This is a genomic window from Mesorhizobium sp. WSM4841 (assembly GCF_055811515.1).
The window spans coordinates 147,572-174,032 of record NZ_JBVVQC010000007.1; the positions used below are offsets into that span (position 1 = coordinate 147,572).

Sequence of the window (26,461 nt, forward strand, 5' to 3'; positions counted from 1 at the left end):
CCCGTCGATGCCTGTTGACGAGCCGCAGGTCGCCGCGTCGCAAAGTGACGCCATGCCTATCGAGAAATTCAAGGATCTGGATGGCAACCTTGCGCCCGCTGCCTGCACGATCGCGAAACTGGGCGGCGTTAAACCGCCCGCCCGGCTCGGCCGCCGTCAGGTCGTCGACGATTTCGACAATCCCGGCCAATGCCGGGCGCAGGAAGAAATGATCATGGGCGACTTCGTATACTCTCCCGATGCGGCCGGTAAGTTTCAGGATCCGGCGGATTTCCGTTTCCGGCTTCGCCAACATATCGGCTATATCGCGGACCCTCGGCGGATGATATCGCGTCGAGCCGCCGATGAGCCGCTCGATTTGCAGCCACAGCGTTTCGTCCTGCGGTGTCAGACGGACCTCATGGCCGGGCAGCCGCACCCAGGCGCCGTCAAGGGCGAGCTTGCCGGCGCGCGCCAGCATTCGCAGAGCGGCTGCAAACATCGGCGCCGGAAGTCGTGGGTCAAGCTGAAGGCGCAATCTCTCCATGCCGATTCCCGGCAGATCCGGATTGTCCGCGTGAAAGGTCTTCAAGTTCGCGGCCAGGCCGAGCCTGAATTGCATCCAGCATGCCGGCGAGAGAACGAACAGCGTTTTCCTGATGGGAATGCAGACCAATCCGAGGCTGTCGACCAGTCTCTGCGTCTCGTCGCTGCCGAGCGCCCGGTCGCGCGCGAATGAGCCAAGGTCAAGGTAATGGGGCGGCGTGTCGAGCAGTGCGGTGACAGCAGCGTCGGGATCCGGGACGGCATATGCTTCGATCTGGATAAGCCGTTCCGGCGTGCGGCGCTTCCGGCTCGGCGCCCGCAGATCGATCAGGCGTCCGCCGCCGATGGTCCGCTGCGCCGAGGTGTCGCGCACAACATAGGGGTCGCCAGCGGCAGCCGCGATCGGATTGTCCAGCACCAATTGAACCTTGGCGACGCCGCCGGGTCTGACCGGCTCGTCACTGAGAAGCACGACCCTTGCCCCAACCTCGGCCGCAGCGTGGTGGAGGCGTACCGGGAACCACTGGCCGATCGGCCTAGGCTCTCCTGGCAAGACGCGCAGCCTTGCGTCGATCCGACCCGTCGGCGCGTGAAGTTCCGGGTCGAGTATGATGTCGCCGCGCCCGATCGCCTCCTTGCCGATGCCGTCACCAGCCAGGTTGAGCGCGCAACGGTCTCCTGCCCGCCCGCGCTCAGCCAGCCTGTTCTGGGCGTGGATCGAGCGAACACGCGCCGCCAGGCCCGACGGGCTAACGACAAGGTGGTCGCCGACGCCGACTGATCCTGAAAGGACCGTGCCGGTCACGACAGTGCCGATGCCGTGCAGCGTGAAGCATCGGTCGACCGCCAATCTGAATCGTCCAGAGGATGCGCGGCCGGCAAAGCGCGACGCCTCCTCAAACAAGAAATGCCGCAGATCGTCGATACCGTCACCGCTGACGGCCGAGGTGGGCATTATGTTTGCTTCGGCAAGTGCTGTATCGGCAAGCGCGGCACGGATGTCCGCTTGAACGGCGGCGCGCCGTGCGGGCGCGATCAGATCGGATTTGGCCAGCACGACCGCGCCGCGCCTGATGCCGAGCAGATCGATGATTGCCAGATGTTCGCGCGTCTGCGGCATGATCCCGTCGTCGGCGGCAATGACCAATAGCACGAAATCGATGCCACTGGCGCCGGCGAGCATCGTATGCACGAACCGTTCGTGCCCCGGAACATCGATGAAGCCGATGACGTCCCCGTTCGGTGCCGGCAGGTAGGCAAAGCCGAGATCGATGGTCATGCCCCGCGCCTTTTCCTCCTGCAGGCGGTCGGTGTCGACGCCGGTCAGCGCACGCACCAGCGCGGTCTTGCCATGGTCGACATGGCCCGCCGTGCCGACGATCATGATCCGTCCCCCGTCAATGATGCCGCGGCACGATTTTCGGCCTCGGCGGTCTCGTCAGGGGTGAGGCCGGCACGCGCGGCCGGCAGATACCGCTCGGCGAGCGAGCTGCCTGCTGCGTTCGCGCGCAGAAGCCAGGCATATGCCTCGACCGCGTCGGCCTCGACACCCGCTCCCAAGTGACAGGCGGCGCCAAGCATGGCCTGCCCGTCCGCATCCCCGCGCACGGCAGCCCGACGCCACCAGCGGACTGCCTCAGCGGGATCGCGCGGCACACCGAGCGCATTGTGATGGATCATGCCGAGCCGTGTCATGGCCGACGCTATTCCCTGCTCGGCGGCGGCAGTCCCCCAGCGCCGTGCCTCTGCTGGGTCGGGATCGAACACCTCGCCTTCGAGCAGCATCCAGCTCAGCATGTCCTGCGCCGGTCCGTCGCCTTGCTCCGCGGCTGCTCGGTAGAGCTCGGCTGCGCGGCCGTAGTCCTGCGCGACGCCCTCGCCGCGGAAATAGAGCGACGCCAGGTTCCGCCGCCCGACGGCATCGCCGGCCTCGGCCGAAAGCGCCAGCCAGCGGAAGGCGAGGTCGCAGTCCCGGTCGACGCCAAGCCCTTCTGCGAAGCAGGCGCCGATATTGTTCTGCGCACGCGCGACCCCAGCATGAGCGAGCGGCTCCCATATGCTCAAGGCGACCGCATAATCGCTGCGCCTGGCCGCTTCCAAGGCCTTTGCCAGACGTTCGGCGACCGGCACGTCAGCCGGCCGGGGCACGTCAGCCGGCCGGGGCACTTCGGCCGGCCGGCGCGCGAGGCTCTCAAACCAGCGCATCGGCTCCTCCAGAATCGAAGCCGGCGAGGTTTGCACAGAACCCCGCTTCGTCTTCGAGGCAGCGCAGATCGAACACAAGCGCCCGGTCCTCGATGCGCCCGATCACGGGAACGCGCAGCCCGCGCAATGCCGCTGCAAGCGCTCCCAGCGACTTCCCGCCGCCGGACTTTACCCGTACAACAAGACCGGCGCTGGGTATCGTCTCAAGCGGCAGGGCACCCGAACCGACCTGACTGCGGCATTCCACAGTCTCCACCACGAATGCCTCACCCAGAGCATTGGCAACCATGGGGGCAAGGCGCTCCGCCTGGGTTGCGATCTCGGCCGAGGGGCGCGTCAGCAATCTCAGCGTCGGCAGTCTCTCCGCCAGGCGATCAGGGTCGCGATAGAGCTTCAACGTCGCCTCCAGCGCGGCGAGCCGAAGCTTGTCGACGCGGAGCGCCCGCTTCATCGGATTGCGGCTGATCGCGGCCAGCAGAGCCTTGCTGCCGACGATAAAGCCCGCCTGGGGTCCGCCGAGCAGCTTGTCGCCGGAAAAGGTGACCAGATCCGCGCCGTCGGCAATCGCCTCGCGCACGGTTGGTTCATGCTTGAGGCCATAGGCAGCAAGATCGAAAAGCGTGCCGGAGCCGAGGTCGTGGACCAGGGGCACGTCCTGCGCCTTGGCAATGGAAGCCAGTTCGCGCGCGCCCACCTCAGCCGTGAACCCCTCGACCCGGTAGTTCGAGGTGTGCACCTTGAGGACCAACCCGGTCTTCCGGCCGAGCGTCGCGACATAGTCCTTCGGATGCGTGCGGTTGGTGGTTCCGACCTCGACCACCTTGGCGCCGGCGCGGGCCATAATCTCGGGCATCCTGAACGAGCCGCCGATCTCGATCAATTCGCCGCGCGAGACGATCGCCTCGCGGCCGAGCGCCAGCGTGTTGAGGACAAGAAGGACAGCGGCCGCATTGTTGTTGACCACAGTTGCGTCTTCCGCTCCCGTCAGTTCGCAAACGAGCGAACGCAGATGATCATCCCGCTCGCCGCGCTTGCCTGTCTCGAGGTCGAACTCGAGAGCGACCGCTTCGCACATTGCAGAGCGCACCGCCTCGATCGCCTCCTCAGCCAGCGGCGCCCGGCCGAGATTGGTGTGCAGCACCGTGCCGGTCAGGTTGAAAACCGGTCGCAGGGAAGGGCGCTCTGCAACCTTGAGTTGTTCAACCGCGTCGGCGGCGACGTCGCCGGGCTGCGGCACTGCTGCTCCGCCGAGGCAGGCCTCCCGCGCTGCGGCAAGTGCCGCGCGGACAGCCGCCGTCGCGACTTGCCGGCCGAAGCGCTGGATCGCCGTGGATCCGAGCGGCGTCTTCAATATCTCATCGACCGATGGAAGATCACGCAGGCGACGTGCAGGCAAAGCGGTCATCGCGTCCTCAGTATCCGACAAGGAATGGGTTGAACGACCCGCGACGGTAGCCGCTCTCGCGGACGAGCAGGTCCAAGCCGAGTGTCGCCACGTCATCGGCAACCGGATCGAGGGTCGGATCCTTGTGCTGATGCAGGATTTTCACATAGCAGCCGCATGAATCGCAGGTCTCGGCCTTTACAGTGCCGGGTCCGCCTTCGACTTCCACATAGCCTATCCCCTTGGTCGAGCCGCACAGGGTGCATTTGATGCGCACATAATTCCAGAGCGTCCCGCAGAGCGAGCATGCACAGAACCTTGCCCCGTGGGAGCCATGCCAACCGACGATCATCGAGGACACCGGCGGCCCGCCGCAGACGGGGCATGCGCCGTCACCTACCGGGACCAGCGTGGAGGCGTCGAGGCAAGCGGCAAGACGCGCGAAATGAAGCTGCAGCGCTGCCGCGACATAAACATGCTCGGCCAATGCGTCAGCCGCAATTGCATCGGCGAGCACGTTGCGCACCATGGCATCGCGCTCTGCAGGCGCGGCCAGCTTCAGTCGGTCGAGCGCGTCTGCCGCGGCCCGAGGCTTCTCGATGGCCGAAGCCGCCAGCACCAAGCGGTCGAGCGTCTCGAAGAACGCCCCGGAGGCGAACCTGTCACGATCGAGTGGAGGCATCCCGAAAGCGTGCGCCCGTTCACGCACCTCCGTTTCCGGCAGATCCGGATCGGACAGGCCGTCCTGTATGCCGTGCTGGACATCGGCGAGAGCCGCGAGAAAGCGGAGATAAGGACCGAGTTCATCGATTTCGGCCAGCGCATTCAACCGCTGCGCGCGTCGAACGAAAAGACGCGTCGGATCAGGCAGACGGACGTAAGGCGGCGCCGAGACTTCACCGATGGCGGTGGGATCGATATCCGACGGAACGATCTGCTTTGGCATACTCACCTCACGAACCACACGGGCCACGTGGTTGGCTGACTAAGCGCGTCGCGTCTGAAGGGAATCATGCGACGCGCTTAAGTTTTTGCTTCTATGCATGTCGTTGTCCAAAAACCGCTGCGTACTTTTGGGCGACATGCATTAGCGCCCGCTCATTCGGCGGGCTTCGATCCCGATCTTCCGCCCGGTTTCGTAACAAGTTCCCGCAACCATTTGCGATGATGCCGCCAGGCCCAGCCGCCCGTCACCGAACCGCGTATCATGGCGGGAATCGTGCCTCGCACCCAGAGGGCGGAATAGGCGTGGATGATCCAAACGCCGATCATCGCAACGGCGGCGATGGCATGAATGAGGAGTGCCATCCGCTGTTGACCGACCGTCGTGTAGGTGGAGAAATACTGATCCCAGATGACCAGGCCACTCGATATCAGGATGATGATCAAGACCGACATGGCCCAGAATACGAATTTCTGACCGGCATTATACTTGCCGACTTCCGGCACGTTCTCCTCGTGATTGGCCAGCACGTCGCGAAAGCGCGTGAGCCAGGCCCCATCTTCGCGCTTCCACAGATTCGCCTTCCAGAACCGGATGAAAAGCCCGAAGAAGCTGAAGAAGAGAACGACGCCGATCCACGGATGGATGAAGCGCGCGAACTGGCCACCACCGAACAGTCCTGACAGAAAGAAAAGGCTCGGGTGAAACAGCGCGAGGCCGGACAGGGCAAGCAGGATCAAGCTCGCCGCCGTGATCCAGTGATTTATCCGCGCGCCCACCGTATACCGGTCCACCGTGACGGGCTTGCCGGGATGAACTACGCTATCAGGTTCGACATCATGCGCTGTCATGGCGGTCACTCCGCACTAGCCGTTCGGCATTCTCCTCATCCGTGTCCGAAACCCTGTTCGGCCCCATCACCAGATGGTGGAGCAGGCCGACGCCGGCCGCGACCCCAAGCACGGTCAGGCCGGCATATTTGGTGATGCCCTTCCACGCCTCCACGAGAGGACTGATCCTAGGCTCCTTCGGCAGGCCGGAATAGAGTTCGGGCTGGTCGGCGTGATGCAGCACGTACATCACGTGCGTTCCGCCGACACCTGGCGGATCGTAGAGGCCGGCATTGGCATAGCCGCGCGCCTTCAGGTCGGTAATGCGGCCCTCGGCATGCTGCTTCATCTCTTCCTTTGTGCCGAAGACGATTGCCTGGGTCGGACAGGCCTTGGCGCAGGCTGGACCCTGGCCGACGGCGACGCGGTCCGAGCAGAGGGTACATTTGTAGGCCGTATGGTCGACGCGGGATATGCGCGGGATGTTGAAGGGGCACCCCTTGATACAATAGCCGCAGCCGATGCAGTTCTCGTGGACGAAATCGACGATGCCGTTGGAATATTGAACGATAGCGCCCGGCGCCGGACAGGCCTTGAGGCAGCCCGGATCTTCGCAGTGCATGCAGCCATCCTTCCGGATCAGCCACTCGAGATTGTTCGTCTCTGGGTTCTCCCACTCGCTGAAGCGCATAAGCGTGAACATGTCCGGCGTCAGGTCGGGCGGATTCTCGTATACGCCGGCGTTGACGCCGATCTCCGGATGCGTGTCATTCCACTCGATGCAGGCTGTCTGGCAGGCCTTGCAGCCGATGCATTTCGAAACGTCGATGAGCTTGGCCACCTCTGTCAGCCGCTCGGCCGGCGCGGGTACCGTTGAGGCGGAGCGGCGGACGAGATCCTTCTCCGAGAAGCGGGGCGTCACGTCCGTTACCGAGGGATTGGCAATTGGAGGAAACATCGCCGCCTCCCTATGCTACCGGCCCGGAGACGGGCTCGATATTGACTAGAAACGCCTTGTATTCGGGCGTCTCGATGTTGGCGTCGCCGACATAGGGCGTCAGCATGTTCGGGCCGAATCCCTTCTTTGCCGCTCCGGTGAAGCCCCAGTGCAGTGGAATGCCGACGATGTGGACGGTCTTGCCGTCGCAGGTCAGCGGCTTGATCCGCTTCGTTACCATCGCCTTCGCCGTGACAGAGCCGCGCTTGGACCAAACGCGCACCCAACCGTCCTTGGCGATACCTTTTTCGGCCGCAAGCTGTTCCGATATCTCCACAAAGAACTCCGGCTGCATCACAGCGTTGACGATGACGTGCTTGGTCCAGAAGTGGAAATGCTCGGTCAGGCGGTAGGAGGTCGCCGCATAGGGGAACTCCGCCGAGGCCGGCTCGGCGAACTGCCTGAAATCCCCTTCGAATACCCGCGCTGCCGGGTTGCCCCGGACGTTGGGCGCGACCGGATTGACGATCGGCGATTCGAACGGCTCGTAATGCGCCGGGAAAGGTCCGTCCCGCATCATTCCCCGGGTGAAGAGGCGCGACACGCCTTCCGGATTCATGATGAACGGGCCGACCTCGCCGGGCTTCGCTGTCGGCGCGATGTCCGGGACGTCATAACCCGACCATTTCGCCCCGTCCCACTCGATCACCTTGCGGTCGGGATCCCAGGCCTTGCCGTTCAAATCGGCCGACGCCCTGTTGTAGAGGATGCGGCGATTGGCAGGCCACGAGAACGCCCACTTCAGGTAGGCGCCGGTCTCGTCGGGATCGTCAGTATCCCGACGGGCCATGTTGTTGCCCTTCTCGTTAAAGCAGCCGGAATAGATCCAGCAGCCGCAGGATGTGGAGCCGTCGTCGCGCAGCGCGGCGAAGCCCGGCAACAGTTTTCCGGCCTCGGCAAGCACCTTGGTCGGATCGGCCGTGTCCGTCACCGTCGCGAGCGCTCGGCCATTGATCTCCTGAGCGATTTCCTCGGCCGTCGGATCGCCCGGATCGGCATAGGGCCAATGGAGATTGAGGATCGGATCGGGGAAGGCGCCGCCTTCCTTGCGATAGAGTTCCTTCAGGCGAAGATGTATCTGCGCCATGATCCAGGTGTCGCGCTTGGCCTCGCCCGGCGGCGTGCCGCCGGCCCAGTGCCACTGCAGCCAGCGCCCCGAATTGGTAAGGGAGCCGTCGTCTTCGGCAAAGCACGTCGACGGCAGTTCGATCACTTCGGTCTGGATCGCCGACGGATCGACGTCATTGTGCGCGCCGTGGTTCTCCCAAAACCGCGCCGTCTCGGTAGCCAACGGGTCCATGACGACCAGGAGCTTGAGCTTGGAGAGCGAGGCCGTGATCTTCTGCTTGTTGGGGAACGCTTGCAGCGCGTTGAAGCCTTGGCAAAGATACAGGTTGATCTTGCCCTGGTGCATCATATCGAAGGCGCGCAGCACGTCGTAGCCGGGCACGTCGAGCTTCGGCAGGTAGTCGTAGGCAAAGTCATTTTCTGGGGTTGCCGCCGAGCCGTACATGGCCTTCTGGAAACTGACGAAGAACTTCCTGTAGTTCTGCCAGTAGCTCATCTGGTTCGGCCTGAGCGGCTTGAAACCGCGGGTCGACATATAGGCGGTGAGGTCCGGTTCCTTCTCGTTGGGCAGCGTCAGATAGCCAGGAAGCAAGTTCGACATCAGACCGACGTCGGTCAGCCCCTGGATGTTGGAATGGCCGCGCAGCGCGTTCATGCCGCCGCCGCGAACGCCGATATTGCCCAGAATGAGCTGCAGCATCGCCATAGCGCGGATGTTCTGCGAACCCTTCGAGTGTTGCGTCCAGCCGAGCGCGTACATCGAGGTCATCGCCTTGGTCGGCGACGAGCACTCCGCCACCATCTCGGCGACCTTCAGGAACTTGTCCTTCGGCGTGCCGCAGATGCGCTCGACCATCTCCGGCGTGTAGACCGCGACATGGTTCTTCAGCAGGTTCCAGACGCAGCGAGGATTTGCCAGCGTATCATCGACGACGGCGAAACCGTCCGCGCCGACCTCGTAGTCCCAGCTTGACTTGTCGTAGTCGCGCTTCGCCTCGTCGTAGCCGGAAAACAGGCCGTCCTGGTAAGTGAAGCCCTGCTTGACGACATAGCCGGCGTTGGTGAACGCTTTCACATAGTCCCGCTGCACCTTGTCGTTTTCGATGCAATAGTTGATCAGCCCGAGCAGGAAGGCGATGTCCGTGCCTTGACGGATTGGTGCATAGAGATCCGACACCGAAGCCGAGCGCGTGAAGCGCGGGTCGACGACAATGAGCTTGGCGCCACGGTTGGCCTTCGCCTCAGTGACCCATTTGAAGCCGCAAGGATGGGCCTCGGCGGCATTGCCGCCCATGATCACGACAAGATCGGTGTTCCTGATATCGGTCCAGGAATTCGTCATTGCTCCGCGGCCGAATGTTGGGGCGAGACTCGCCACCGTCGGGCCGTGTCAGACACGTGCCTGATTATCGAACACCAGCATGCCCGCGCTGCGGACCACCTTGTAGGTCTCGAACGCGGTTTCATTGGTCGTCGCCGAAGCGGCGAGGAAGCCGGTGGTGATCCATCGGTTGACCGTCACGCCGTCATTGTTCGTCGCGACAAAGTTCTGGTCGCGATCGCCCTTCATCAGGCGGGCGATGCGGTCAAGCGCGTTTTCCCACGTTGTCGGCTCGAACTTGTCCGCCCCGGGCTTGCGGATCATCGGCTGCTGTAAGCGGGTCGGGGCCTTGACGAAGCCGAGCAGGGCCGAGCCCTTGGGGCACAAGGTGCCGCGGTTGGTTGGGTGGTCGGTATCGCCCTCGATATGGGTGATTTCGGCCTGTTCGCCCTTCCTGAGATCGCCCTTTGAGTAGAGGATCACACCGCACGCCACTGAGCAGTATGGGCACGTGTTCCGTGTCTCGGTGGTGTTGGCGAGTTTGAAGGATCGTATCGCCTCGGCATGTGCGGCTTCGATATCGCCGAAGCCGAGAGCTCCAAGCGTAGTACCGGCGAGACCCGCGCCTGCCGTCTGCAGGAACGCGCGCCGTGACAGTTCGATGTTCATTTGAATGTCCTCCCGAAGCGGATGCTCCGAAGGGCATCCCGAACCAAGGGTACGAGTGCATTCTGATCCAAAACAGGACAATGTCAAACAAAGCAAAGCGTTCCGACTGCTCTGCATTTTCTTACTGATTATAGTTGACGATATAACTCATGTTTTAGGACGAGAGTGCGATTGACGCTTGTCCAAGGATAATCTTAGAGTGCTGCGTGGTATTGGAAACGGCTCCCGCGTGCCGGGGCGCTTTTCGGACGACGGCCGACGGTGGCGCAAGCGTGCGCTCCGCGGCTGCGCATGTGTCCGCTTTTCCCCTCTCACCAAGCGTCTTCGGGCCGCTCTCACCGTTTCCGCGTCTGATCTCTCCGTTCCGTCAAATCGGTTCCCCGAACGATCGCCGGTGTACGGCCAACGCCAATTCCACTCGGTATCTCGCTCGGTGCCAATCTAAGGAGGCTTGCCATGGCAGTCGCCCTCTCTCCTGAAGTCGCCGATGCTCCTGTGCTTCGCTTGACCAGTCTCGCCCATGGCGGCGGCTGCGGCTGCAAGCTGGCGCCGTCCGTCCTTCAGCAGCTTCTCGCAGACCAGGTCGAGACCAATCCCTTTCGTCAGCTTCTTGTCGGCACCGAGACCGGAGATGACGCCGCTGTGTGGCAGCTTGACGAGGACACCTGTGTCATCGCCACCACCGATTTCTTCATGCCCATGGTGGACGATCCGTATGATTTCGGGCGGATCGCCGCGACCAACGCGATCTCCGACGTCTATGCGATGGGCGGCCGGCCAATCATGGCGCTGGCCATTCTCGGTATGCCGCTCGACAAGATGCCGACGCATATGGTCCGAGACATTTTGAAGGGCGGACGGGCAGTTTGCGCCACCGCCGGAATCCCGGTCGCCGGCGGCCACTCGATCGACTCGCCGGAGCCGATCTATGGTCTTGCCGTGATCGGTACATGCCGGCCCGATGACGTCCGGCGCAATTCGGGCGCGAGGCCGGGAGACGCCTTGATCCTGACGAAGGCACTCGGCGTCGGCATCTACTCCGCCGCCTTCAAGAAGCAGGCGCTCCCGCCCAGCGCCTATGTCGAGATGATCGCCTCGACCACCCTGCTCAACCGGATCGGATCGGAGCTCGCGCAGGATGAGAGTGTCCATGCGATGACCGACGTGACCGGTTTCGGCCTGCTCGGACATGCTCTCGAGATGGCGCGCGGCTCAGGCTGTCTTCTGGTCATTCGTGATCGCGACGTTCCGCTCTTTTCCGAAGCCGTGCTGCTGGCAGAGCAAGGATTTGTCACCGGCGCTTCGCGGCGCAACTGGGCGAGCTATGGCGACGCGGTGCTCCTGCCCACCGATATGCCGGAGTGGCGGCGCCATCTTCTCACCGATCCACAGACTTCGGGCGGGCTGCTCGTCGCCTGCGAGCGCGACAGAGCGGCGGCCCTGGTCGAAAAGATTGTCGCGGATGGTTACACGTCGGCTTGCGTGATCGGCGACGTCAAGCCCGGCGCACCCGCGATAACGGTCCAGTGAAGCCGCTATACAGGCTTGCCTAATTTAGCGAGGCGAGGTGTGAACGTGATGAAATCCGTAATCGTCGAAAATCATCTGGCGTGATGTGCGCCTCGGCTCTTGATCGCTAAGCGCTGTCTCGGAATCGGCGGTGCTGATGTTCCCTACGCGACATGCACCGTGCGCTGCCTCGGCTTGATCGTGGTGGCCAGCACCAGGCCGGCGACGATAAAGGCAGCGCCGGCGAGGTCGTAGTCGTGCAAGCCTTCCCCAAGGAACAGATAAGCGAGCACGGCAACGAAGACAGTCTGCAGATAGAGCAGCATGCTGGCGCGCCCGGCGCCAAGCGTCTCGACGCTGCGGTTGTAGAGGTAATACATCAGAGCGCCGCCCGGGCCAGCGACATAGGCGAGGGCCAGAAGGCCGTTCGCATGCAGCGCCGAACGCTCCCCGGAAAACAGCTCCCAGAGATAAAGGGGGAGTGCGGCCAGCGCGCCGGCTCCTAGCAGCAGGACAACCATCGGCAGAAGCTCGATAGCGAATTTGGAACGACGCAGCAGCACGGTGTAGAGGCCCCAGCAAAACGCGCTGCCGACGATCCACAACTCGCCGGGATTGAACTGGAGCCGCATCAGCGCGGTAAGGTCGCCGCGCGCTACAATCACCACCATCCCGACCAGAGCGAGCAGCGCACCAAGCGCCTTCCAGACGCCGAGGGGCTCGTCGAGCACGAAGCGGGCAAGCACCATGGTCATGATCGGCGACAGGGCCATGATAATGCCGGCGGTCGTCGCGTCGGTGTAGTTGAGGCCCGTGTAGATCATGCCCTGACAGAGGGTCAGCCCGATCGCGCCGATGGCCAGCACCTCGATCGCCCGGGATTGGACCAGCACGAGCATCGCCCCATGGTGGCGATGGACGATGGGCAGCAGGATCGCGCAGGCGAGCGTTAGCCGCCAGAAGCAGAGCGCCCAAGGCGGCATTTCGGGGGCAACCCACTTGGCTGCGATGTAGACGCCGGCGGACAGGAGCCAGCAGAGCGTCGCGGTGGAATAGGCGAGAGGAAGCGATACCCCGGCTGTCGCCTTCGCTACGCTTGGATGGGCTATCGGCAGCGATTGCATGTCCGTCTCCTCCCACCGCCAATCTTAGCAAGATTGCTGCGTCTTGCCGAGCAGCAACGCCACCTATTTCACCAATCCTTGTGCGGCGTTTTTTTCCGTGTGGAACACAGGCCAGCGACGAAAGATCGACTTCTGCAGCCGTAGACAAATGCTGCCAGATCGGATCCTCCCGCCGATCACAGCCCGCATCCTTCTCCCCCGGGCGCGGGCTTTCATCCATTTGACCGATGCGCTGATCATGGAAGGTACCCACATTACAACTGGATCAGTCCCTCTGATCCCAACAGACCGTTGCCCGCGGCCTCTCCCGGAGGCGCGGGCTTTTCAATTCACAGGCTGGTCCGCAACGCGGCGCTTTTCAGACATTTAGTCCGAGCAGTTGAACGTCTGCGTGGGCCACATGCTGCCAACGCCCGACCTGAGCCTTATAACCAGCCTTTCGAAGCTGGGTGATGGACCGACATATCTCAGCTCTTGTGTCGAAGCGCGTCGATGAGCAGAGCGAAAGCGGGGGACGTCTGACGGCGGCTGGGATAATAGAAGTAATATCCTGGCCACGGCGGGGACCACTCATCCAGCACCCGCATAAGGCGACCGCTCTCAAGATGAGGCTCCGCCACGTCCTCCGGCACATAGGCGAGGCCGAAACCATCCAGCGCGGCTTCAAGAATCCCGACCGTGCCATTCAGGACGATCTGGCCGTCCACCCGCACCTTCAGTTCGCGACCGTCTCGCTCGAAATCCCAAGCCCACAGCCCGCCATTGGTGGAAAAGCGCTGGTTGATGCAAATGTGACCGGTTAGCTCCTGCGGCGTCGTTGGCGGCGGCCGCTTGGCGAAATAGGGCTTCGCACCGACGACAGCGAAGCGAAGATCCGGTCCCACGCGTACGGCGATCATGTCCTTTGCAACCTGCTCTCCGAGCCGCACGCCGGCGTCGAACCGTTCTGCGGCGATGTCCGTCAGTGCGTTGTCAATGAAGACCTCGACCATGATGTCGGGATAGTCCGGCAGCAGCTTCGCCAGCTTCGGCCAGAGCACGGATTTGAATGCGTGATCACTGGCGGTGAGACGAATGGTGCCGGCGGGCTTCTCCCGCAACTCGCTCAGGGCGTCGAGTTCGGCCTCGATCTCCTCGAAATGCGGGCCGATGTTGCGAAGCAAGCGCTCGCCGGCCGCTGTCGGTGAAACGCTGCGGGTGGTGCGGGTCAGCAGACGAAGGCCCAGGCCCTCTTCGAGATCGCGGATCGTGTGGCTCAGTGTGGACTGCGAAATTCCGAGCTGCGCGGCGGCCCGCGTAAAGCTGCCTTCCCGTGCGACGGCCAGAAAGGCCAGAAGCATATCAAGTCTTCCGCGCTGCATTTATGGCTCATGCCGATAGGTCGATACTAGTTATACAAGCTAGTGAGACGAGTTGCACCCGGGCACGATCGACCTGGAATGTCCTAAACGGATCAGGCGTTCGGTGATCGACAACCGCAACGGGCGCGTCACGAACGCCAACTTCGCCGAATATGCTGTGCCGGTTCACGCCGACGCGCCGCCCGTCATGGACGTGATCTTCGTCGACAAGGAAGACCTATCATGCCGTTAAACGTCTAAAATGGTAGAGGGAAGGGCGCTGGAAACTAACCTTCTCCATTTTCGGCAATTCGCCAACCGTCGCGATCTCGCGATCGAGCAGCGTCCTCCAGTCACTCATAGCCTGTCATCTCGAGATAGCCGCGCCCGGCATGGGTGCCCTCAAATCGGATCGGGCCTTCCCAATAGGGAAAGCGTGTGTCCATCCAGGCTTCTGGGTTTAGCGTCCGGATGGTCACATCCACCCCTTTTTCCGACAATTGCACCCTCCAGCGGACCGGCACGCTACGTCCCGCGACTGCCGCCGTTTCGAGCGGCGTCACCCTTAGCGCGCCGGGGGCCTGCGGCTGCGGCCTGCCGTCGGCCTTGATCCATGTGGCCGATGTAAAGCCCGCGCCTCCGTCGCGCAGGCGAAAGCCCATCATCTTTTCGCCGCTGTCGAAATGCAGCGAGAACCAGTCCCACCCGGTTTGATCCTCAGCCAGCGGCTGCGAGGACCATTCGTGGTCCAACCACGCCTGACCGGTCACCGCAATCGCGCCTGCCGGAAGGGTCAGCGTGCCGGTCACGTGGTAGAATGGTTGCGAGTAATAATAGCTCGCCTGCCCCTTCTCGGATTTCACCGAATAGCCTTGCACTCCCTGCGGCACCAGAGGGCCTTTGGCGTCCAGCGCCAGTTCGTAGGAGAACGCCTGTCCCGCCGCACGCAGATCGAGCGCCGACAGCGCATCCGCCTCTGGCAGGGCCCGGCCTGCCATCTGCCAGTTGTCAATCCAGGCCGCAAAGGGCGCAGCCGTAACCCCCGCCTGACCGATGCCGCCCCGTGCCATCCGTTCGGCCACGAATTGGTGCGTTTGCGTCGTCAGCCCCGCATGGCCCATCCAAAGCTGCGGACTGGACCAGCCTGACCGCTCCACCGGGGCCAGGGCGGATCGGAAAAGAGTCCATTGCACGCCATAGTCCGCTCCATCCGCAGCTTGCAGGTTGGCGGTCAAATACCACCATTCGATCCGGTAACCGGGGTGCGGGCCGTGGTCTGCCGGAAAGTTGAATGCAGTCCCCGGCTGCGGCACTGAAAACCCGTCAGCCTCTGTGCCAAGCCCAGCAAAACCTTGGCCAAAGGCAGGTGCGGCCAAGCACATGTAGATCAGCAATGCTCTAACGCTCATCTGCAAATACCTTCAGCAAATCCGATGGCGAAAGACGCGCCAGCCGCCAGGCAGGCACGGCGGCTGCAAGTCCGGCCGCCAGCAGCGCGAGCGCCGCCAGCAGCGCCCAGTCACCGGGAAAAAGGTGCATCGGCAGACGCCAGCCAAAAGCCTCCACATTCACCACCGCCAGTAGAACAAAGGCGAGCGCAATACCTACAGGCACAGCGGCCAGCATGGTCAAGGCTGCCAACAGCAAGCCGCGCGAAAGCTCCAACCATGCGAGGTGGCGGCGGGTCAGACCCATGGCCCAGACCGGCGCCAGTTGCGGCAGGCGCATCCCCGACAGGGTCATGACGCTCGCAAACATCGCCAGCCCCGCGACTCCCAGCGTCAGCACATTCAGCGCGGCTGTCACGTTGAATGTGCGCTCAAATACTTTGAGCGAAAAGACCTTGATCCCGGCCTGGTCAATCACGTTCTGCGCGGGCAGCCCGAATTCCGCCCGCAAACCCGCCGCCAGTGATTCGGCCTTGCCGGGGGCAATCCGAATGGCATAGCGCAGGCGGGAGACGTCAGGATAGTGCTGGACCAGTGTGTCGATCCCGATGATCACTTGGCCGATCGGGTTGCCATAGTCGGCATAGACGCCGACGATGCTGGCCCGCCAGCCACCGGGCAGCGTGATCTGGTCCCCCAAGCCCAACTCCTGGCGCCGCGCCAGTTGTTCGTTGATCAGGGCGCCGTCGCCTGTGGCGATCCGGTCCCACACCTCCGGCACTGCAGAGAGGATCGGCCAGTTGTCGCGATAGGTGGCATGATCGGCCACGCCGTATATTGCCGCGGGCTGGCCTGCGACCCGACCCTCAATGCTCCAGATCGGCAGGACCGCCTCGCTGCGCTGGGCCAGCCAGTCGCGTATCGCCGTGGCCTCTGCTTCGGTGCGGGCGGTCACGTATAACTCTGAGGCGAGACGCTGATCGAGCCAGCCGGTGAAGGTCAGCCGAAAGCTCGACACCATCGTGCTGACGCCCACATTGGCGGCCATCGCAAGCAGCAGTGCCATTAGCGCCAATGACAGGCCGGGAAGCTGTTGACGCGTGTCGGCCCAAAACCATTCGGCCAGTGGTCCACGCGCCAAGCGGCCGCCAAGGTGCAATATCCCCGTCAGCACGAGCGGCAGCGCCAGTGCCGCCCCCAACAGCAGTGCCGCCAGAAGCGCAAAGCCCGCCTCGAGGCCGGATCCGAAGTGTGCAATTCCCGCCGCCGTCAACAGGAGCACCATCGCAGCCACGCCTTGCGCGCGCAGTGCCCGCTCCGAAGCCCGCGCCCAGGCCCGAGGCTGGGCCGCTGCAAGCAGCGGCAGGTGCCATAGCCGCCAGAGGCTCTGTGCGGCCGCCACCAGCGTGCCGATTACCGCGATGGCCAGCCCCGCTGCCCACACTGCGGGGCGGATCGACAGCGTTCCCGGCACATCGGCCCCGTAAAGCCCGCGCAGGGTGGCGGCGACGTCGGGCAAAAGGGCCGAGGCGACTACATAGCCAAGTGCCACGCCCACCAGCCCCGCGAGGAGGGCGAAGGTCAGCAGCTCGGCGATCAGCAAAAGGACCAGCACGCGTGCCGGCAAGCCCAGTGCGCGCAGCGTGCGAAATACCTGGCGGCGCTGTTCAAAAGCCAGACCGATGGCGGAATGCACGATGAAGAGCCCCACCGCAAAGGCGAGAAAACCGAAAGCCGTCAGGTTCAGGTGAAAACTGTCGGTCAGCCTGGCAAGATCCCCCGTTTCGCTCGGCTCGCGCAGGGTCAGGCCGGGGGCTGTCACCTCTAGAGGGGCACGGCCAATCGGTTGGTCCGGCCAGAGCAAAAGACGAGAGATCTTGTCCTTTGCCCCAAGCAAGACCTGCGCCTGCCCGATGTCGGTGAGGACTGTGCCAGGCGGCAAACCCTCGGCCACGCGCACGGGAGGTGTTGCTTGCTCGGTTAGTCGTGCCGCGGTTTCCGGAGCTGCATAGAGCACACCGGGCGCCGTGATGAACGGCAATAGCTCATCACCCACCGCAACATCCACCTGCTGCGCCTGCGGCGGCAAAGTCAGTGGGTCAATGCCGAGGACGCGCAACCGCACATCCCCAAACCGCATTTCACCTTCAATCACCGGCGAAGCCAGCCAGCCTGCTCGCCGCAGTCTCACAAACTCCTGTTGATCCATCCGGGCCCCGTCCTCACGCACTAGTTGCGCGAGCCGGTCCTGCCCAAGGATCGCCGCTGCACGGTCATAGCTCGCCCGCGCCTCACCGTTGATCGCCTGAACCGCTGACCACAGCGCCGTTGCCAGCGATAGCCCCAAAAGCAGCATCGCCAATTGGACAGGCCGCCTGCGCCAGTGAGACAAGAGCGCTGTCAGCCCGGTCCACACCATCACACCAGCCGGCCCGCGTGCAGGTGAATGCGGGCGTTCAGCCGGTTTGCCAGACGGTTGGAATGGGTGACCATTAACAGGGCGGCACCCGTTTCAGCCACCAGCGACAGCATAAGATCGAGTACAGCGTCCCCTGTTGCCTCATCCAGATTGCCCGTGGGCTCATCAGCCAGAACCAGCCGGGGCCGGGCGGCCAAGGTCCGGCCGATCGCCACCCGCTGTTGCTGGCCGGCCGACAGTTGTTCAGGGTAGCGCGTGAGGACTTGGGCGAGGCCCAGCCGTTTGGCAAGGACTTTCAACCATGCCGGATCAGGGCGGCCAGCAAGCCGAGCCTGAAAGGCAAGGTTGGCCGCCACATCAAGCGAAGGGATCAGGTTGAACTGCTGGAACACAAGTCCGACTGTTCCCCGCCGCAGGGCGGCAAGGGCTGTATCGTTCAGCCCCACAATATTGGTACCGCCAAGGTGGATTTCTCCCGCATCAGGGCTGTCGAGCCCTGCAACGAGGTGCAAAAGCGTGCTCTTGCCGCTGCCAGACTCGCCGGTCAGCGCAAGGCTCTTGCCCGCCTCCAGCGAAAGATCGATCCCGTTCAGAACATGCAACGGCCCCTCGCCAGTGGGGTAGAATTTGTCGATCTGGTGCAGCCTCAGCAGCATGTTACTCCCCGGAGGTCCGCGTGCATCTGACACGGCATGCCCGTGAAATAGCGCCAAACAACGACCCCTTTCATACAGCCTCCAAACCCACTGCCTTAATTGGACAATGGTTTTTTTCAGAGGGCTCGCGTTTTGCATCTAACGCGACCTCCACTTGGAATTCGATGTACAATTACGATCTAGAGCGGTTCTCAGCTAGGCGGGATAGGCGTTGACCGTACCGTCGCAACTCACTCTCCAAACGGAACTGGAGCGCTGCCTTCAATTCCTCAGCAGTGCCGATGCCGTTGCTGAAAAGCGCCATGATTATGCCTGCAGCCTGGTCACACTCAGGCGTGCTTGGCTCTATGCCAGCCTCACGGCAATACGCGATCAGAGCTTTCGGGCAACGAGTTCCTCTTCGATCTTTGCGCGGTTGTTTCCATACTTTTTTACCAGCCTGAGGGCATCAGCCCGTTCGAGATGGTGCTTCTTCATGAGGTACCCGACTTCATAGTCTTCGCCACCGTCGACCCGTGCTCTGTCTTGCGGACCACGCTTTGACTTGTCGTCTGCCATGACAACCTCCATGGGCGATCGCCTCGCCCAAACCTGTCAAGGATAATCCTCTAATCGACGGGGACAAGGACGTAGTCCCCAACCATGTCGAAACCGCACAACTCCGCGGTCGCAGGGATAAGCCGATCCCTTACGGGAACGCTTTGCTCGTCCGCTGTTCGAAGCGTTGAGGTTTTCTGGGCTGGTACACGTTCTTGCGGCCGTGGGAGTAAACTTTCCGCGCGACATCACGAATGGAGTCCGGTGATGCATCGAAGGTCGCCAAATAACCCGCTTCGGCTGTGGCTGCTTCCGGTTTTGCGTTCGCGAGCGCTTCGATCTCAATCAAGAACAGCATTTCAAACATGCCATTGTAGCCGAGAAAATGGAGGTATTGTCCGGCCTCGTCGTAGCTGCGGCTTCGGTTCGGAAAAGTCAGCGCCAAGGTTGAACATACCTCAAGCCGTTAAGAACCGCGTAGCGAACGTCTGTTGCAGGCTCGCGGCCTTGCGTCTCTTCGCATTGTGCGCGTTCAGAATTATCATTCTGGTAGTGGCATCTGTTTTGCTGAGCCCAGCCATGGATCGGCTTCCCATATCTGCCGGTGCCCCGGTGAAGACGTGATAGATCGTCCATGACCCGTCCGGCTCTACGCGCCGGCCGTAGTGATAATTCATATCGTATCGATCCGAGGCTCCGCCTTCGTTCTCCCAAATGCTGATATCAACAGCATCGCGAATGCTGATATCAACAGCATCGCGATTTTCGCGGGCTTTGTCGTTGGTGTCGTTCATGGCGGTGCACCTCTTGGGTGGGATAATCAAAGATCCCTATGGTAGAACTAGACCAGCGGCCTCCAGCGAAGCCCGCGCTCTAGAAGCGCCACTCCAGGACGTTTGGCCGCCAGTCGCTACCGACGTCTGGACTTACCAGGTGATGCCGAAAAGCGTCAAATAGACGATGATGCCTATGGCAATCGTGACCGACGCTCTTACGAATAAGCTCTTGTAGTCGTAAAGGTAAACCTGAGCAGGGATATAGGTTTTCACAGCGGCCTCCTTTGTTTTGTTATTTTTTCGGCCAGAAAATCACCCTATCACACAAAGAGCCTCCATAATAGTTTTTTTGGAGCTTTCCTGGCGGAAGCGGCTTAGCGGCCAAAACAGGGCATTCGGCAGCTAGACAAGCGGCAGTTAAACCGCAATTGGCGCATACCGTTCGTGTATCGTTCTTTTGGCCATGCTTGCTATCGCGGCGTCACAGGCTCTCGACCCGCCAACTCCCCAAATCATCGATTTTGAAAGGGCTGCGTCGCTTCGCGAGCGCAATAATCTGCTCTTTCCAGGGATATGCAAATGAACACCCGCACAAAGCACACGACCGTGAAATTCACGGCACCATTCTCGCTGGGAGGCGTCGATGAGTTTCAGCAGCCGGGCGATTATGCAATCGACGAGGACGACGACTGGATCGACGGGATTTCCTGGCTCGCCTACCGGCGTGTCGCCACCTTCATCCATATTCCCGCCGTCTCCTCGACTCTCTATCTCGCGAGCCAGCTTGTGGGTATCGACCATTACGAACTCGAAGCTGCGTTAGAGCAGGATCAGGAACAGGCGCTAGGCACAATCAGGAGGATCCAGCAATGAACGTTCATCGTTTCGCCGTCGGGCAGTCGGTCAGATGCTATGGTCAAAAAGATAGCCAAGGCCGCACATACTAGTGAGCGGCGAGACGAGAAACCATCGGGACAGAAGTAATGTCTGGATCTTTCGAGAAGGGGTATTTGGACGGTTGGAAGACGGTTTCGCCCGGCATCCTACCCGGCATCCCAAGCCACTCCATCCCCGCAGGCAAGACCGAATACCAAGCCGGGTTTGACCGAGGCGTTGAAGATGCGAAGGAACGGAAGCGGCCTACCAAACCCAAGTAGGCCCGCCATTCCCCTACGGCTGGGTAGCGTGGCAACCCCGCATCATCCGGCTAATCAGGTGTTTGTCGGCGTTCTCTTGGCCGGTGAGTTCGCGCACCAGATTCTTGGCGTGCTGAATCCTGTGCGCTTTGGTCACCCGTCCTTCCTCGACCGAAGCCTTGAAGGCATCGCACAGAATGTCAAAGTCGTGAGCGGAGATAAATCCGTCTGAGCGGCTGTCGTTTTCCATCACATAACTCCCATAGGGGCGGGAGTACGATCTACGCTCTCAAGCGCCAGCGCCCGTTCAGTGGCCAGCGACATTGGGAATGTACGCTTTCGACAATCCATTAGCGAGTCATTATGTACCGGCCTGTCACCGGCATTGGTGAATCCGTTCGCTGGGAAGGCACAAAAAAACCCGCTTTCCAGAGGGGATGTTTGAAAGCGGCTTCGTAGCCACCGGACGCGGCGGGGGGCCGCCCGGTCTCTATCAACATATGCGCGAAGTGTTGGTTCCACGGCTGGATAGCGTTTGGCTCGCGTCTAGCCTTCCACACTCTGCGCGCCGATGGGGCTTGCAAGGACGACGGGAGAACACCATCTAAAGTTGATAGCGAACAAGCTGGAAACGTCGGTTCGAGTCCGGCGGCCCCGACCAATCGGGGTTTCGTCTAGGGTTAGGACGCCACACTTGATAAACGCCGCTCCCTTCCGGTCGAGCGGCGTTTTCGTATCTTCAAAAGCGAACGAACGGCCCGCCTTGTGAAAGGGCGAGCCGTTCTTTTCGGGTTTGTCATTCCCTTACGGCTGGGTAGGGTCAACTTGGCCTGCTGCCTGTCCACTGAACCGGCAGCAAGCCAGAGAGACCCACCCGGCGGGGCATTTAGTGCGCGACTTCGATAAACCACGGATGATCCTGCGATTGTAGGCCTATCTTCCAGCAGCCGAGATGTGCAACTCGGCTTAACGATCGATCTCTCCGAACACGATGTCGAGCGAACCAATGATCGCGGAGACATCGGCGATCATGTGGCCCCGACACAAGAAATCCATTGCCTGCAGATGGGCGAAGGAGGGTGCGCGGATCTTGCACCGGTACGGAACATTGCTGCCATCGGAAATCAGATAAACGCCGAACTCACCCTTCGGTGCTTCGACCGCAGCGTATACCTCTCCGGCGGGCACGCGATGCCCTTCCGTGTAAAGTTTGAAATGATGGATCGTCGCTTCCATCGAGCGTTTCATCTCGGCACGCGACGGTGGCGTGATCTTTTGATTTGGAATCGCCACCGGCCCCCGGCCTTCCGGTGAACGCAGCTTTTCCAGACATTGCTTCATGATCCGAACCGATTGACGCATTTCCTCCATGCGGACGAGATAGCGGTCATAGCAGTCCCCGTTCTTGCCGACAGGAATATCAAAATCCATCTCAGGATAGCATTCGTAGGGTTGCGCCTTGCGCAAATCCCAAGCGGCGCCCGATCCGCGCACCATCACGCCTGAGAAGCCCCAAGCCCAGGCATCGTCGAGGCTGATCACGCCTATATCGACGTTGCGCTGCTTGAAGATACGGTTGTCGGTGAGCAGCACTTCGAGATTGTCGCAGACCTTGAGGAACGGGTCACAGAAATCCCAGATGTCGTCCAGAAGTTTCGGAGGCAGATCCTGATGCACGCCGCCGACCCGGAAATAATTCGCGTGCATGCGGGCGCCGGAAGCGCGCTCGTAGAACACCATCAGCTTCTCGCGCTCGGCAAAACCCCAGAGCGGCGGGGTGAGTGCACCGATATCCATGGCTTGCGTCGTCACATTGAGGAGGTGCGACAGAAGCCGGCCGATTTCGCAAAAAAGGACACGGATGAGCTGTCCGCGCCGCGGAACCGATATTTCAAGCAGCTTCTCGGCGGCGAGGCAGAACGCATGCTCCTGATTCATCGGCGCGACGTAGTCGAGCCGGTCGAAATAGGGCAGGGCCTGCAGATAGTTCTTGTGCTCTATGAGCTTCTCGGTCCCGCGATGGAGCAGGCCGATATGCGGATCGACGCGCTTGACGACCTCGCCATCGAGTTCAAGCACGAGCCGCAAGACACCATGCGCGGCCGGATGCTGCGGTCCGAAATTGATGGTGAAGTTGCGAATTGCGGCCTCGGCCATGGCAATCCTTCCGGCCTCGTAGTTCGCAGTCGATCTCGAATGCCCGATGCAAAGTGCGGCGCCTGACCGACGATCAAATCAAGTCGTCGTCTGGGCCATCGTCACCGATGTTGGCAGCGACCACATGCGACGAATCCAGCCCGACCGCTGCCGACACCGACACGGCAGGTGGCGTCACATCGATCGAACTTTGCAGAATATACAACTCTTCCGAGCTCGTTTGGGTAATCACGGCATCGACCTCCGATTTAATTTCCGGAGACAAATCCTCGATGTCGATGACCGCTACGCTCGTGAAGTCTGGTCACACAAAGTTGCCGGAGCCTGGGTTACATCTGGGGGAAGTTGCGCGCCCGGGGATTGAGCGTAAACTGGCGACGCCACGCCAAGTGCCAAGAGGACGGCGATTGTCGTCAGCATGCGCATGATCTTTCCGTTCCCGTTTGCTCGAAGGAGGATCATCTTGATGGCAACAAAGAGTATCCCTTAGTTGTGGCCCTCGGCTGCTACAGATGTGGCCAAATGGTGAAAGCCGTGCCTGGGAGCTGTTGCCTTGGACATGTAAATCGTGAGACCGGTAATTTTGCTGGGGTAGTGTCTACAGGGATTGGCAGCAAGGTCCGATGCAACACGGTCATTTTCGTCATGGACGCGACGATCGAATGGATTACCTCGATCAAGGGGCGGAATTTACCCCAGCAAAATTACCGGTCTCCCCCCGAGGATGGGCCGAACGCCTTGCCAGGAAACTCAGGCTCTGATGAGATAGCAGGGCTCCGAAAGCTCACGGCTTCGGAGCAGGTAAGGTACCGATCCGCATCGGCGCCGCTCCATTCAAGCCGCAATCCTCGCGGAACTCGCCGGGCAAGTTTGGAGCGTCGAAATCATCGAGGAATTCGCAGGCCATGCCGAGGCTCTCCTGCAGGGCCTCGGCACCTCCAATGTCGGCATTCGTGTCGGAGACGGGTCTCGCGGCTGGCCTGAGCACGCCCCATTCGACAAGATCCTGGTCACCGTGGCGGCTGAACGGACGCCGCCGGCTTTGCTTGAGCAGCTCAAGCCAGGGGGACGCCTGGTACTGCCTGTTGGATCTGAAGAAGTCCAGTTGCTGGCTGTCATCGACAAGGACGCGGCAGGGCAACTCAAGACTCGGAAACTCATCCCAGTTCGGTTCAGTCGGCTCGAAACGGTCACATGAGGGGTGCGGCTGCGCGGAGCCGTGCTGGAAGATCAGGATAACGCGCGCCGCATCGATCACACGGGCGCTGGATGGCATCGCCGATCTTTTGACATCCATGCCGCAACGCTACTCGTCGAGCACGCCTGCAGCCGCCGGTCGCAGCCGCTGGCGATCATGCCGGCGCGGTCGTATGCGCGCTTCTCAAAGACCCTTATCCAGCCTACTGTGTGCCTACCAGAGGGCAAATGGGTCGCTCATCTGGGAAATGACGGCCAAAGGCTCAAGGAATTCGCCCAGTGGCCAACACGTAGCGGGCAGGAGGTAACGATGGATCTCAAGGACAGGCGCCTCTGGTACGGCGTGGTAGCCGTGATCGTGGTATTGGTCGTGATTGCGTATGCGGCTGGTTGGTTTGGCGGCACACCGATACCAGCGCCGCAGCAATGAGAGCGATCGTCATTCTCGCTTGGCGGCAGCTGACTGCTCAGTCTCTAAAGGTCGAAGGAAGGGACACCTGATTGGCTGTTTCGCTGGCTCGGCTACCATCCTGACGACGCACAGCCTGGACCGTTTTTGAGATGGCTTCCGCTCAACTTGTTGGACGGACCGGTCTTTGGATCGCGCGCAATCCGCAACACTCCGCCATCGGGCCGGATAACTTCGATAATGGTTTCGACACGGACAAACTGCGATCCTACGGAGTAGCCAGGCGCCAGGTCATGCCGGAAGTCGTACACTGGAGCCACAAGGGCCCAACGACCGGGCGGAGAACTCGCATCAGCCCGGCCTTCGGCGGTTTCGAAGCTAAACTGCCACTCCCTTGATCCCGCTGCCCGGCCAGCGATGGAGCCGGGCTACTCCAGCACAGACTCTGCCCGTCGATCACCTCGATCGGCACGGACTCCAGACCGACATCGTCGAACAGCCGCGCATTTGACCGCGTTCGCCAAATTAATGGCCGGATCTTTGCGAAGCCTCCACATCTGCGTGAATGAAGCCCTCCAGGCATCATCGTGATTGGACTTCACGATCCGTTGGAGTCACGCTGGCTGCAGGCATAAGAAGGATATGGGTTGACCAACTATCGTCCGAATAGGAGGCCAAAATGAAACACCAGACGATCGAGCAACTGCAGATCGTCGCCGAGATCGATCAGGCCTACCCGCGCCAGGCCATGTCGCGCAGCGAACGTCTTGAACGCTGGGCGGAGCTCCTTGAACGGAACCCTGACCGGCGCCTCTCGACGCTGCACCAGACCGAGTATCAGCCGGTTAGAGCACGCGGGGCCATGCGCGGCGACGGCTCGCCGATCTCAGTCGCTTTCGAGGATCCTGTCCTCCGCGCCGCCGGGTTGGAAAACGACAACTACGGCGAAGCGAAGCGGTTCTTCGAACTGACCGACAGGCAATTGCATGAGATCATCTGCTATTGCCATTTCGGCGCGACGGTGACCGCCGCAACGGCCGCCCGTCACATCCGTGCGGCGATTGCCGGGAGACAGCCCGGCATGTTCGCTCGGATGCGTGAGGCGTTCGTCGGATAAGCCGGCGACGCTTCGCGGCATCATTGTTGAAGCGGGCTCGCATTGAAAGCCGCCGCCGCAGCGCAGGCAAGCGCTCCCCACGCGGGAAGGCTGCGTTGCATGAGCGAGGGTGCGGTCATGATTATCCAAGGTCCTTTTCGAGAGCGGCGTCAACTGCTGGGCTGAGCTGCACCATCTGTTGCGCCGAACTCTGCAGGGCGATTGCCGGCAGGTGAATGAACGCGCCGACGCGTCGCCAGGCAAGCCTGGAGGATCCCCTCAATCGATTCCTCGTCGTGATCGACGCGGTAGTCTCCGGCAGGTTGCGGCGCCTCAAAACCGGCAGCCGGAACGCGGATGAAAAGTGAACGACGGTCTGCGTGGTGCGACTGGCCATGGGTGCGGCTTTCCGCAGGAGCACGCCGACGCCCCTCCTGCATCTTTTCCATCCGAACCGGAAAGGTCCCAATGCTGCCAGTACATCCGTGGTCAACGCCGTGGTTCAAAGGCTCCAACAGAGCGACATGCGCGCCGAATAAGCGCTATACATTCGCTGTCGGAAAATTCGGTGCTTCATGGCGGGTCGAAGGTCGCGGACCTATGTCGATCGGGACCGCGAAAGCCAAATCGGCCAAATCCACGCAATCTATATATATGTCTCGATGCACATTCAATCAAGGCTCAATAGGTTTTGTTCGTAATTGCTGATTAATATAGTCTGTTGTCGGCAAAATTAAGAGAGATGTATTACGATAAAATTGCTTATTGCTCCGCT

At 61.5% G+C, this 26,461-nt stretch carries 22 protein-coding genes and 4 pseudogenes; 6 read left to right on the plus strand and 20 right to left on the minus strand.

The features are described 5' to 3' along the window. Positions 1-76: 76 nt before the first annotated feature. The 7 genes and pseudogenes from selB to fdnG all read right to left on the minus strand — a co-directional run. Positions 77-1,909 (minus strand): annotated as a pseudogene (gene selB / locus AC0L14_RS10970) (selenocysteine-specific translation elongation factor); the annotation flags it as partial. Further along, a complete protein-coding gene (locus AC0L14_RS10975) occupies positions 1,906-2,730 on the minus strand; it encodes a tetratricopeptide repeat protein (protein ID WP_473527187.1) in 825 nt (274 codons plus the stop codon). The gene AC0L14_RS10975 and the pseudogene selB, both read right to left, overlap by 4 nt. Further along, the gene (gene selA / locus AC0L14_RS10980; RefSeq protein WP_473527188.1) at positions 2,717-4,135 is read right to left on the minus strand and encodes an L-seryl-tRNA(Sec) selenium transferase; all 1,419 of its coding nucleotides are present in this window, start codon (positions 4,133-4,135) and stop codon (positions 2,717-2,719) included. The genes AC0L14_RS10975 and selA overlap by 14 nt, the downstream gene beginning before the upstream one ends. A 7-nt stretch (positions 4,136-4,142) precedes the next feature. Beyond that, positions 4,143-5,060 (minus strand): formate dehydrogenase accessory protein FdhE, encoded by a 918-nt coding sequence (gene fdhE / locus AC0L14_RS10985; RefSeq protein WP_473749461.1) that lies wholly within the window; start codon positions 5,058-5,060, stop codon positions 4,143-4,145. A gap of 152 nt (positions 5,061-5,212) precedes the next feature. Continuing rightward, positions 5,213-5,908 (minus strand): formate dehydrogenase subunit gamma, encoded by a 696-nt coding sequence (locus AC0L14_RS10990; protein ID WP_473749463.1) that lies wholly within the window; start codon positions 5,906-5,908, stop codon positions 5,213-5,215. Beyond that, the gene (fdxH, locus tag AC0L14_RS10995; RefSeq protein WP_473486494.1) at positions 5,895-6,845 is read right to left on the minus strand and encodes a formate dehydrogenase subunit beta; all 951 of its coding nucleotides are present in this window, start codon (positions 6,843-6,845) and stop codon (positions 5,895-5,897) included. The genes AC0L14_RS10990 and fdxH overlap by 14 nt, the downstream gene beginning before the upstream one ends. A 10-nt stretch (positions 6,846-6,855) precedes the next feature. Next, positions 6,856-9,942, minus strand: coding sequence for a formate dehydrogenase-N subunit alpha (gene fdnG / locus AC0L14_RS11000; protein ID WP_473749464.1), 3,087 nt, complete (start codon positions 9,940-9,942; stop codon positions 6,856-6,858). 456 nt (positions 9,943-10,398) lie between these two features. Here fdnG and selD point away from each other — a divergent pair, with 456 nt between their 5' ends. Next, on the plus strand, positions 10,399-11,472 hold the full coding sequence (selD, locus tag AC0L14_RS11005; protein ID WP_473527191.1) for a selenide, water dikinase SelD: 1,074 nt from the start codon (positions 10,399-10,401) through the stop codon (positions 11,470-11,472). A 143-nt stretch (positions 11,473-11,615) separates the two neighbouring features. Here selD and AC0L14_RS11010 read toward each other — a convergent pair whose 3' ends face one another. After that, a complete protein-coding gene (locus AC0L14_RS11010; protein WP_473486497.1) occupies positions 11,616-12,575 on the minus strand; it encodes a DMT family transporter in 960 nt (319 codons plus the stop codon). Between the two features lie 467 nt (positions 12,576-13,042). Then, a complete protein-coding gene (locus AC0L14_RS11015) occupies positions 13,043-13,936 on the minus strand; it encodes a LysR family transcriptional regulator (RefSeq protein ID WP_473527193.1) in 894 nt (297 codons plus the stop codon). Positions 13,937-14,039: 103 nt separating this feature from the next. Here AC0L14_RS11015 and AC0L14_RS11020 point away from each other — a divergent pair, with 103 nt between their 5' ends. Continuing rightward, positions 14,040-14,168: a hypothetical protein gene (locus tag AC0L14_RS11020; RefSeq protein WP_473527194.1), complete on the plus strand. Its 129-nt coding sequence runs from the start codon at positions 14,040-14,042 to the stop codon at positions 14,166-14,168. 100 nt (positions 14,169-14,268) lie between these two features. Here the strand turns inward: AC0L14_RS11020 and AC0L14_RS11025 are convergent, their stop codons facing one another. The 7 genes from AC0L14_RS11025 to AC0L14_RS11055 all read right to left on the minus strand — a co-directional run bounded on the left by AC0L14_RS11025 (position 14,269) and on the right by AC0L14_RS11055 (position 19,964). Next, positions 14,269-15,324, minus strand: a complete 1,056-nt coding sequence (locus AC0L14_RS11025; RefSeq protein ID WP_123149590.1) for a lipocalin-like domain-containing protein — start codon at positions 15,322-15,324, stop codon at positions 14,269-14,271. Then, positions 15,314-17,722, minus strand: coding sequence for an ABC transporter permease (locus tag AC0L14_RS11030; protein WP_473527195.1), 2,409 nt, complete (start codon positions 17,720-17,722; stop codon positions 15,314-15,316). The genes AC0L14_RS11025 and AC0L14_RS11030 overlap by 11 nt, the downstream gene beginning before the upstream one ends. Next, positions 17,722-18,378, minus strand: coding sequence for an ABC transporter ATP-binding protein (locus AC0L14_RS11035; protein WP_473486500.1), 657 nt, complete (start codon positions 18,376-18,378; stop codon positions 17,722-17,724). Before AC0L14_RS11035 ends, AC0L14_RS11030 begins: the two co-directional genes overlap by 1 nt. 372 nt (positions 18,379-18,750) lie before the next feature. Beyond that, positions 18,751-18,936 carry a DUF3606 domain-containing protein gene (locus AC0L14_RS11040; protein ID WP_123149696.1) on the minus strand — a complete coding sequence of 62 codons (186 nt, stop codon included), beginning with the start codon at positions 18,934-18,936 and terminating at the stop codon, positions 18,751-18,753. A 130-nt stretch (positions 18,937-19,066) separates the two neighbouring features. Beyond that, on the minus strand, positions 19,067-19,360 hold the full coding sequence (locus AC0L14_RS11045; protein WP_123149588.1) for a DUF1488 family protein: 294 nt from the start codon (positions 19,358-19,360) through the stop codon (positions 19,067-19,069). A 13-nt stretch (positions 19,361-19,373) separates the two neighbouring features. Further along, positions 19,374-19,709, minus strand: coding sequence for a hypothetical protein (locus AC0L14_RS11050; protein WP_123149587.1), 336 nt, complete (start codon positions 19,707-19,709; stop codon positions 19,374-19,376). Positions 19,710-19,841: 132 nt separating this feature from the next. Continuing rightward, a complete protein-coding gene (locus AC0L14_RS11055; protein ID WP_258122430.1) occupies positions 19,842-19,964 on the minus strand; it encodes a hypothetical protein in 123 nt (40 codons plus the stop codon). Positions 19,965-20,270: 306 nt separating this feature from the next. Between AC0L14_RS11055 and AC0L14_RS11060 the strand changes: the two genes are divergently transcribed. Next, positions 20,271-20,564 (plus strand): hypothetical protein, encoded by a 294-nt coding sequence (locus AC0L14_RS11060; protein ID WP_123149695.1) that lies wholly within the window; start codon positions 20,271-20,273, stop codon positions 20,562-20,564. Positions 20,565-20,861: 297 nt separating this feature from the next. On the opposite strand, the gene AC0L14_RS11065 is transcribed toward AC0L14_RS11060, so the two are convergent. The 3 genes from AC0L14_RS11065 to AC0L14_RS11075 all read right to left on the minus strand — a co-directional run bounded on the left by AC0L14_RS11065 (position 20,862) and on the right by AC0L14_RS11075 (position 23,216). Continuing rightward, on the minus strand, positions 20,862-21,077 hold the full coding sequence (locus tag AC0L14_RS11065; RefSeq protein ID WP_254022074.1) for a hypothetical protein: 216 nt from the start codon (positions 21,075-21,077) through the stop codon (positions 20,862-20,864). Positions 21,078-21,793: 716 nt separating this feature from the next. Next, positions 21,794-22,984 (minus strand): NADH-quinone oxidoreductase subunit D, encoded by a 1,191-nt coding sequence (locus AC0L14_RS11070; protein WP_123149585.1) that lies wholly within the window; start codon positions 22,982-22,984, stop codon positions 21,794-21,796. Positions 22,985-23,057: 73 nt separating this feature from the next. Further along, the gene (locus AC0L14_RS11075; protein WP_258122432.1) at positions 23,058-23,216 is read right to left on the minus strand and encodes a hypothetical protein; all 159 of its coding nucleotides are present in this window, start codon (positions 23,214-23,216) and stop codon (positions 23,058-23,060) included. Between the two features lie 603 nt (positions 23,217-23,819). Between AC0L14_RS11075 and AC0L14_RS11080 the strand changes: the two are divergent. The 3 genes and pseudogenes from AC0L14_RS11080 to AC0L14_RS11090 all read left to right on the plus strand — a co-directional run. Beyond that, positions 23,820-24,182: pseudogene (locus AC0L14_RS11080) on the plus strand (protein-L-isoaspartate O-methyltransferase family protein); the annotation flags it as partial. 659 nt (positions 24,183-24,841) lie between these two features. Beyond that, positions 24,842-24,966 (plus strand): annotated as a pseudogene (locus AC0L14_RS11085) (IS6 family transposase); the annotation flags it as partial. 303 nt (positions 24,967-25,269) lie between these two features. Further along, positions 25,270-25,707: a hypothetical protein gene (locus AC0L14_RS11090; RefSeq protein ID WP_095492058.1), complete on the plus strand. Its 438-nt coding sequence runs from the start codon at positions 25,270-25,272 to the stop codon at positions 25,705-25,707. Between the two features lie 121 nt (positions 25,708-25,828). Here the strand turns inward: AC0L14_RS11090 and AC0L14_RS11095 are convergent. Beyond that, a pseudogene (locus AC0L14_RS11095) lies at positions 25,829-26,083 on the minus strand (hypothetical protein). Positions 26,084-26,461 lie beyond the last annotated feature (378 nt).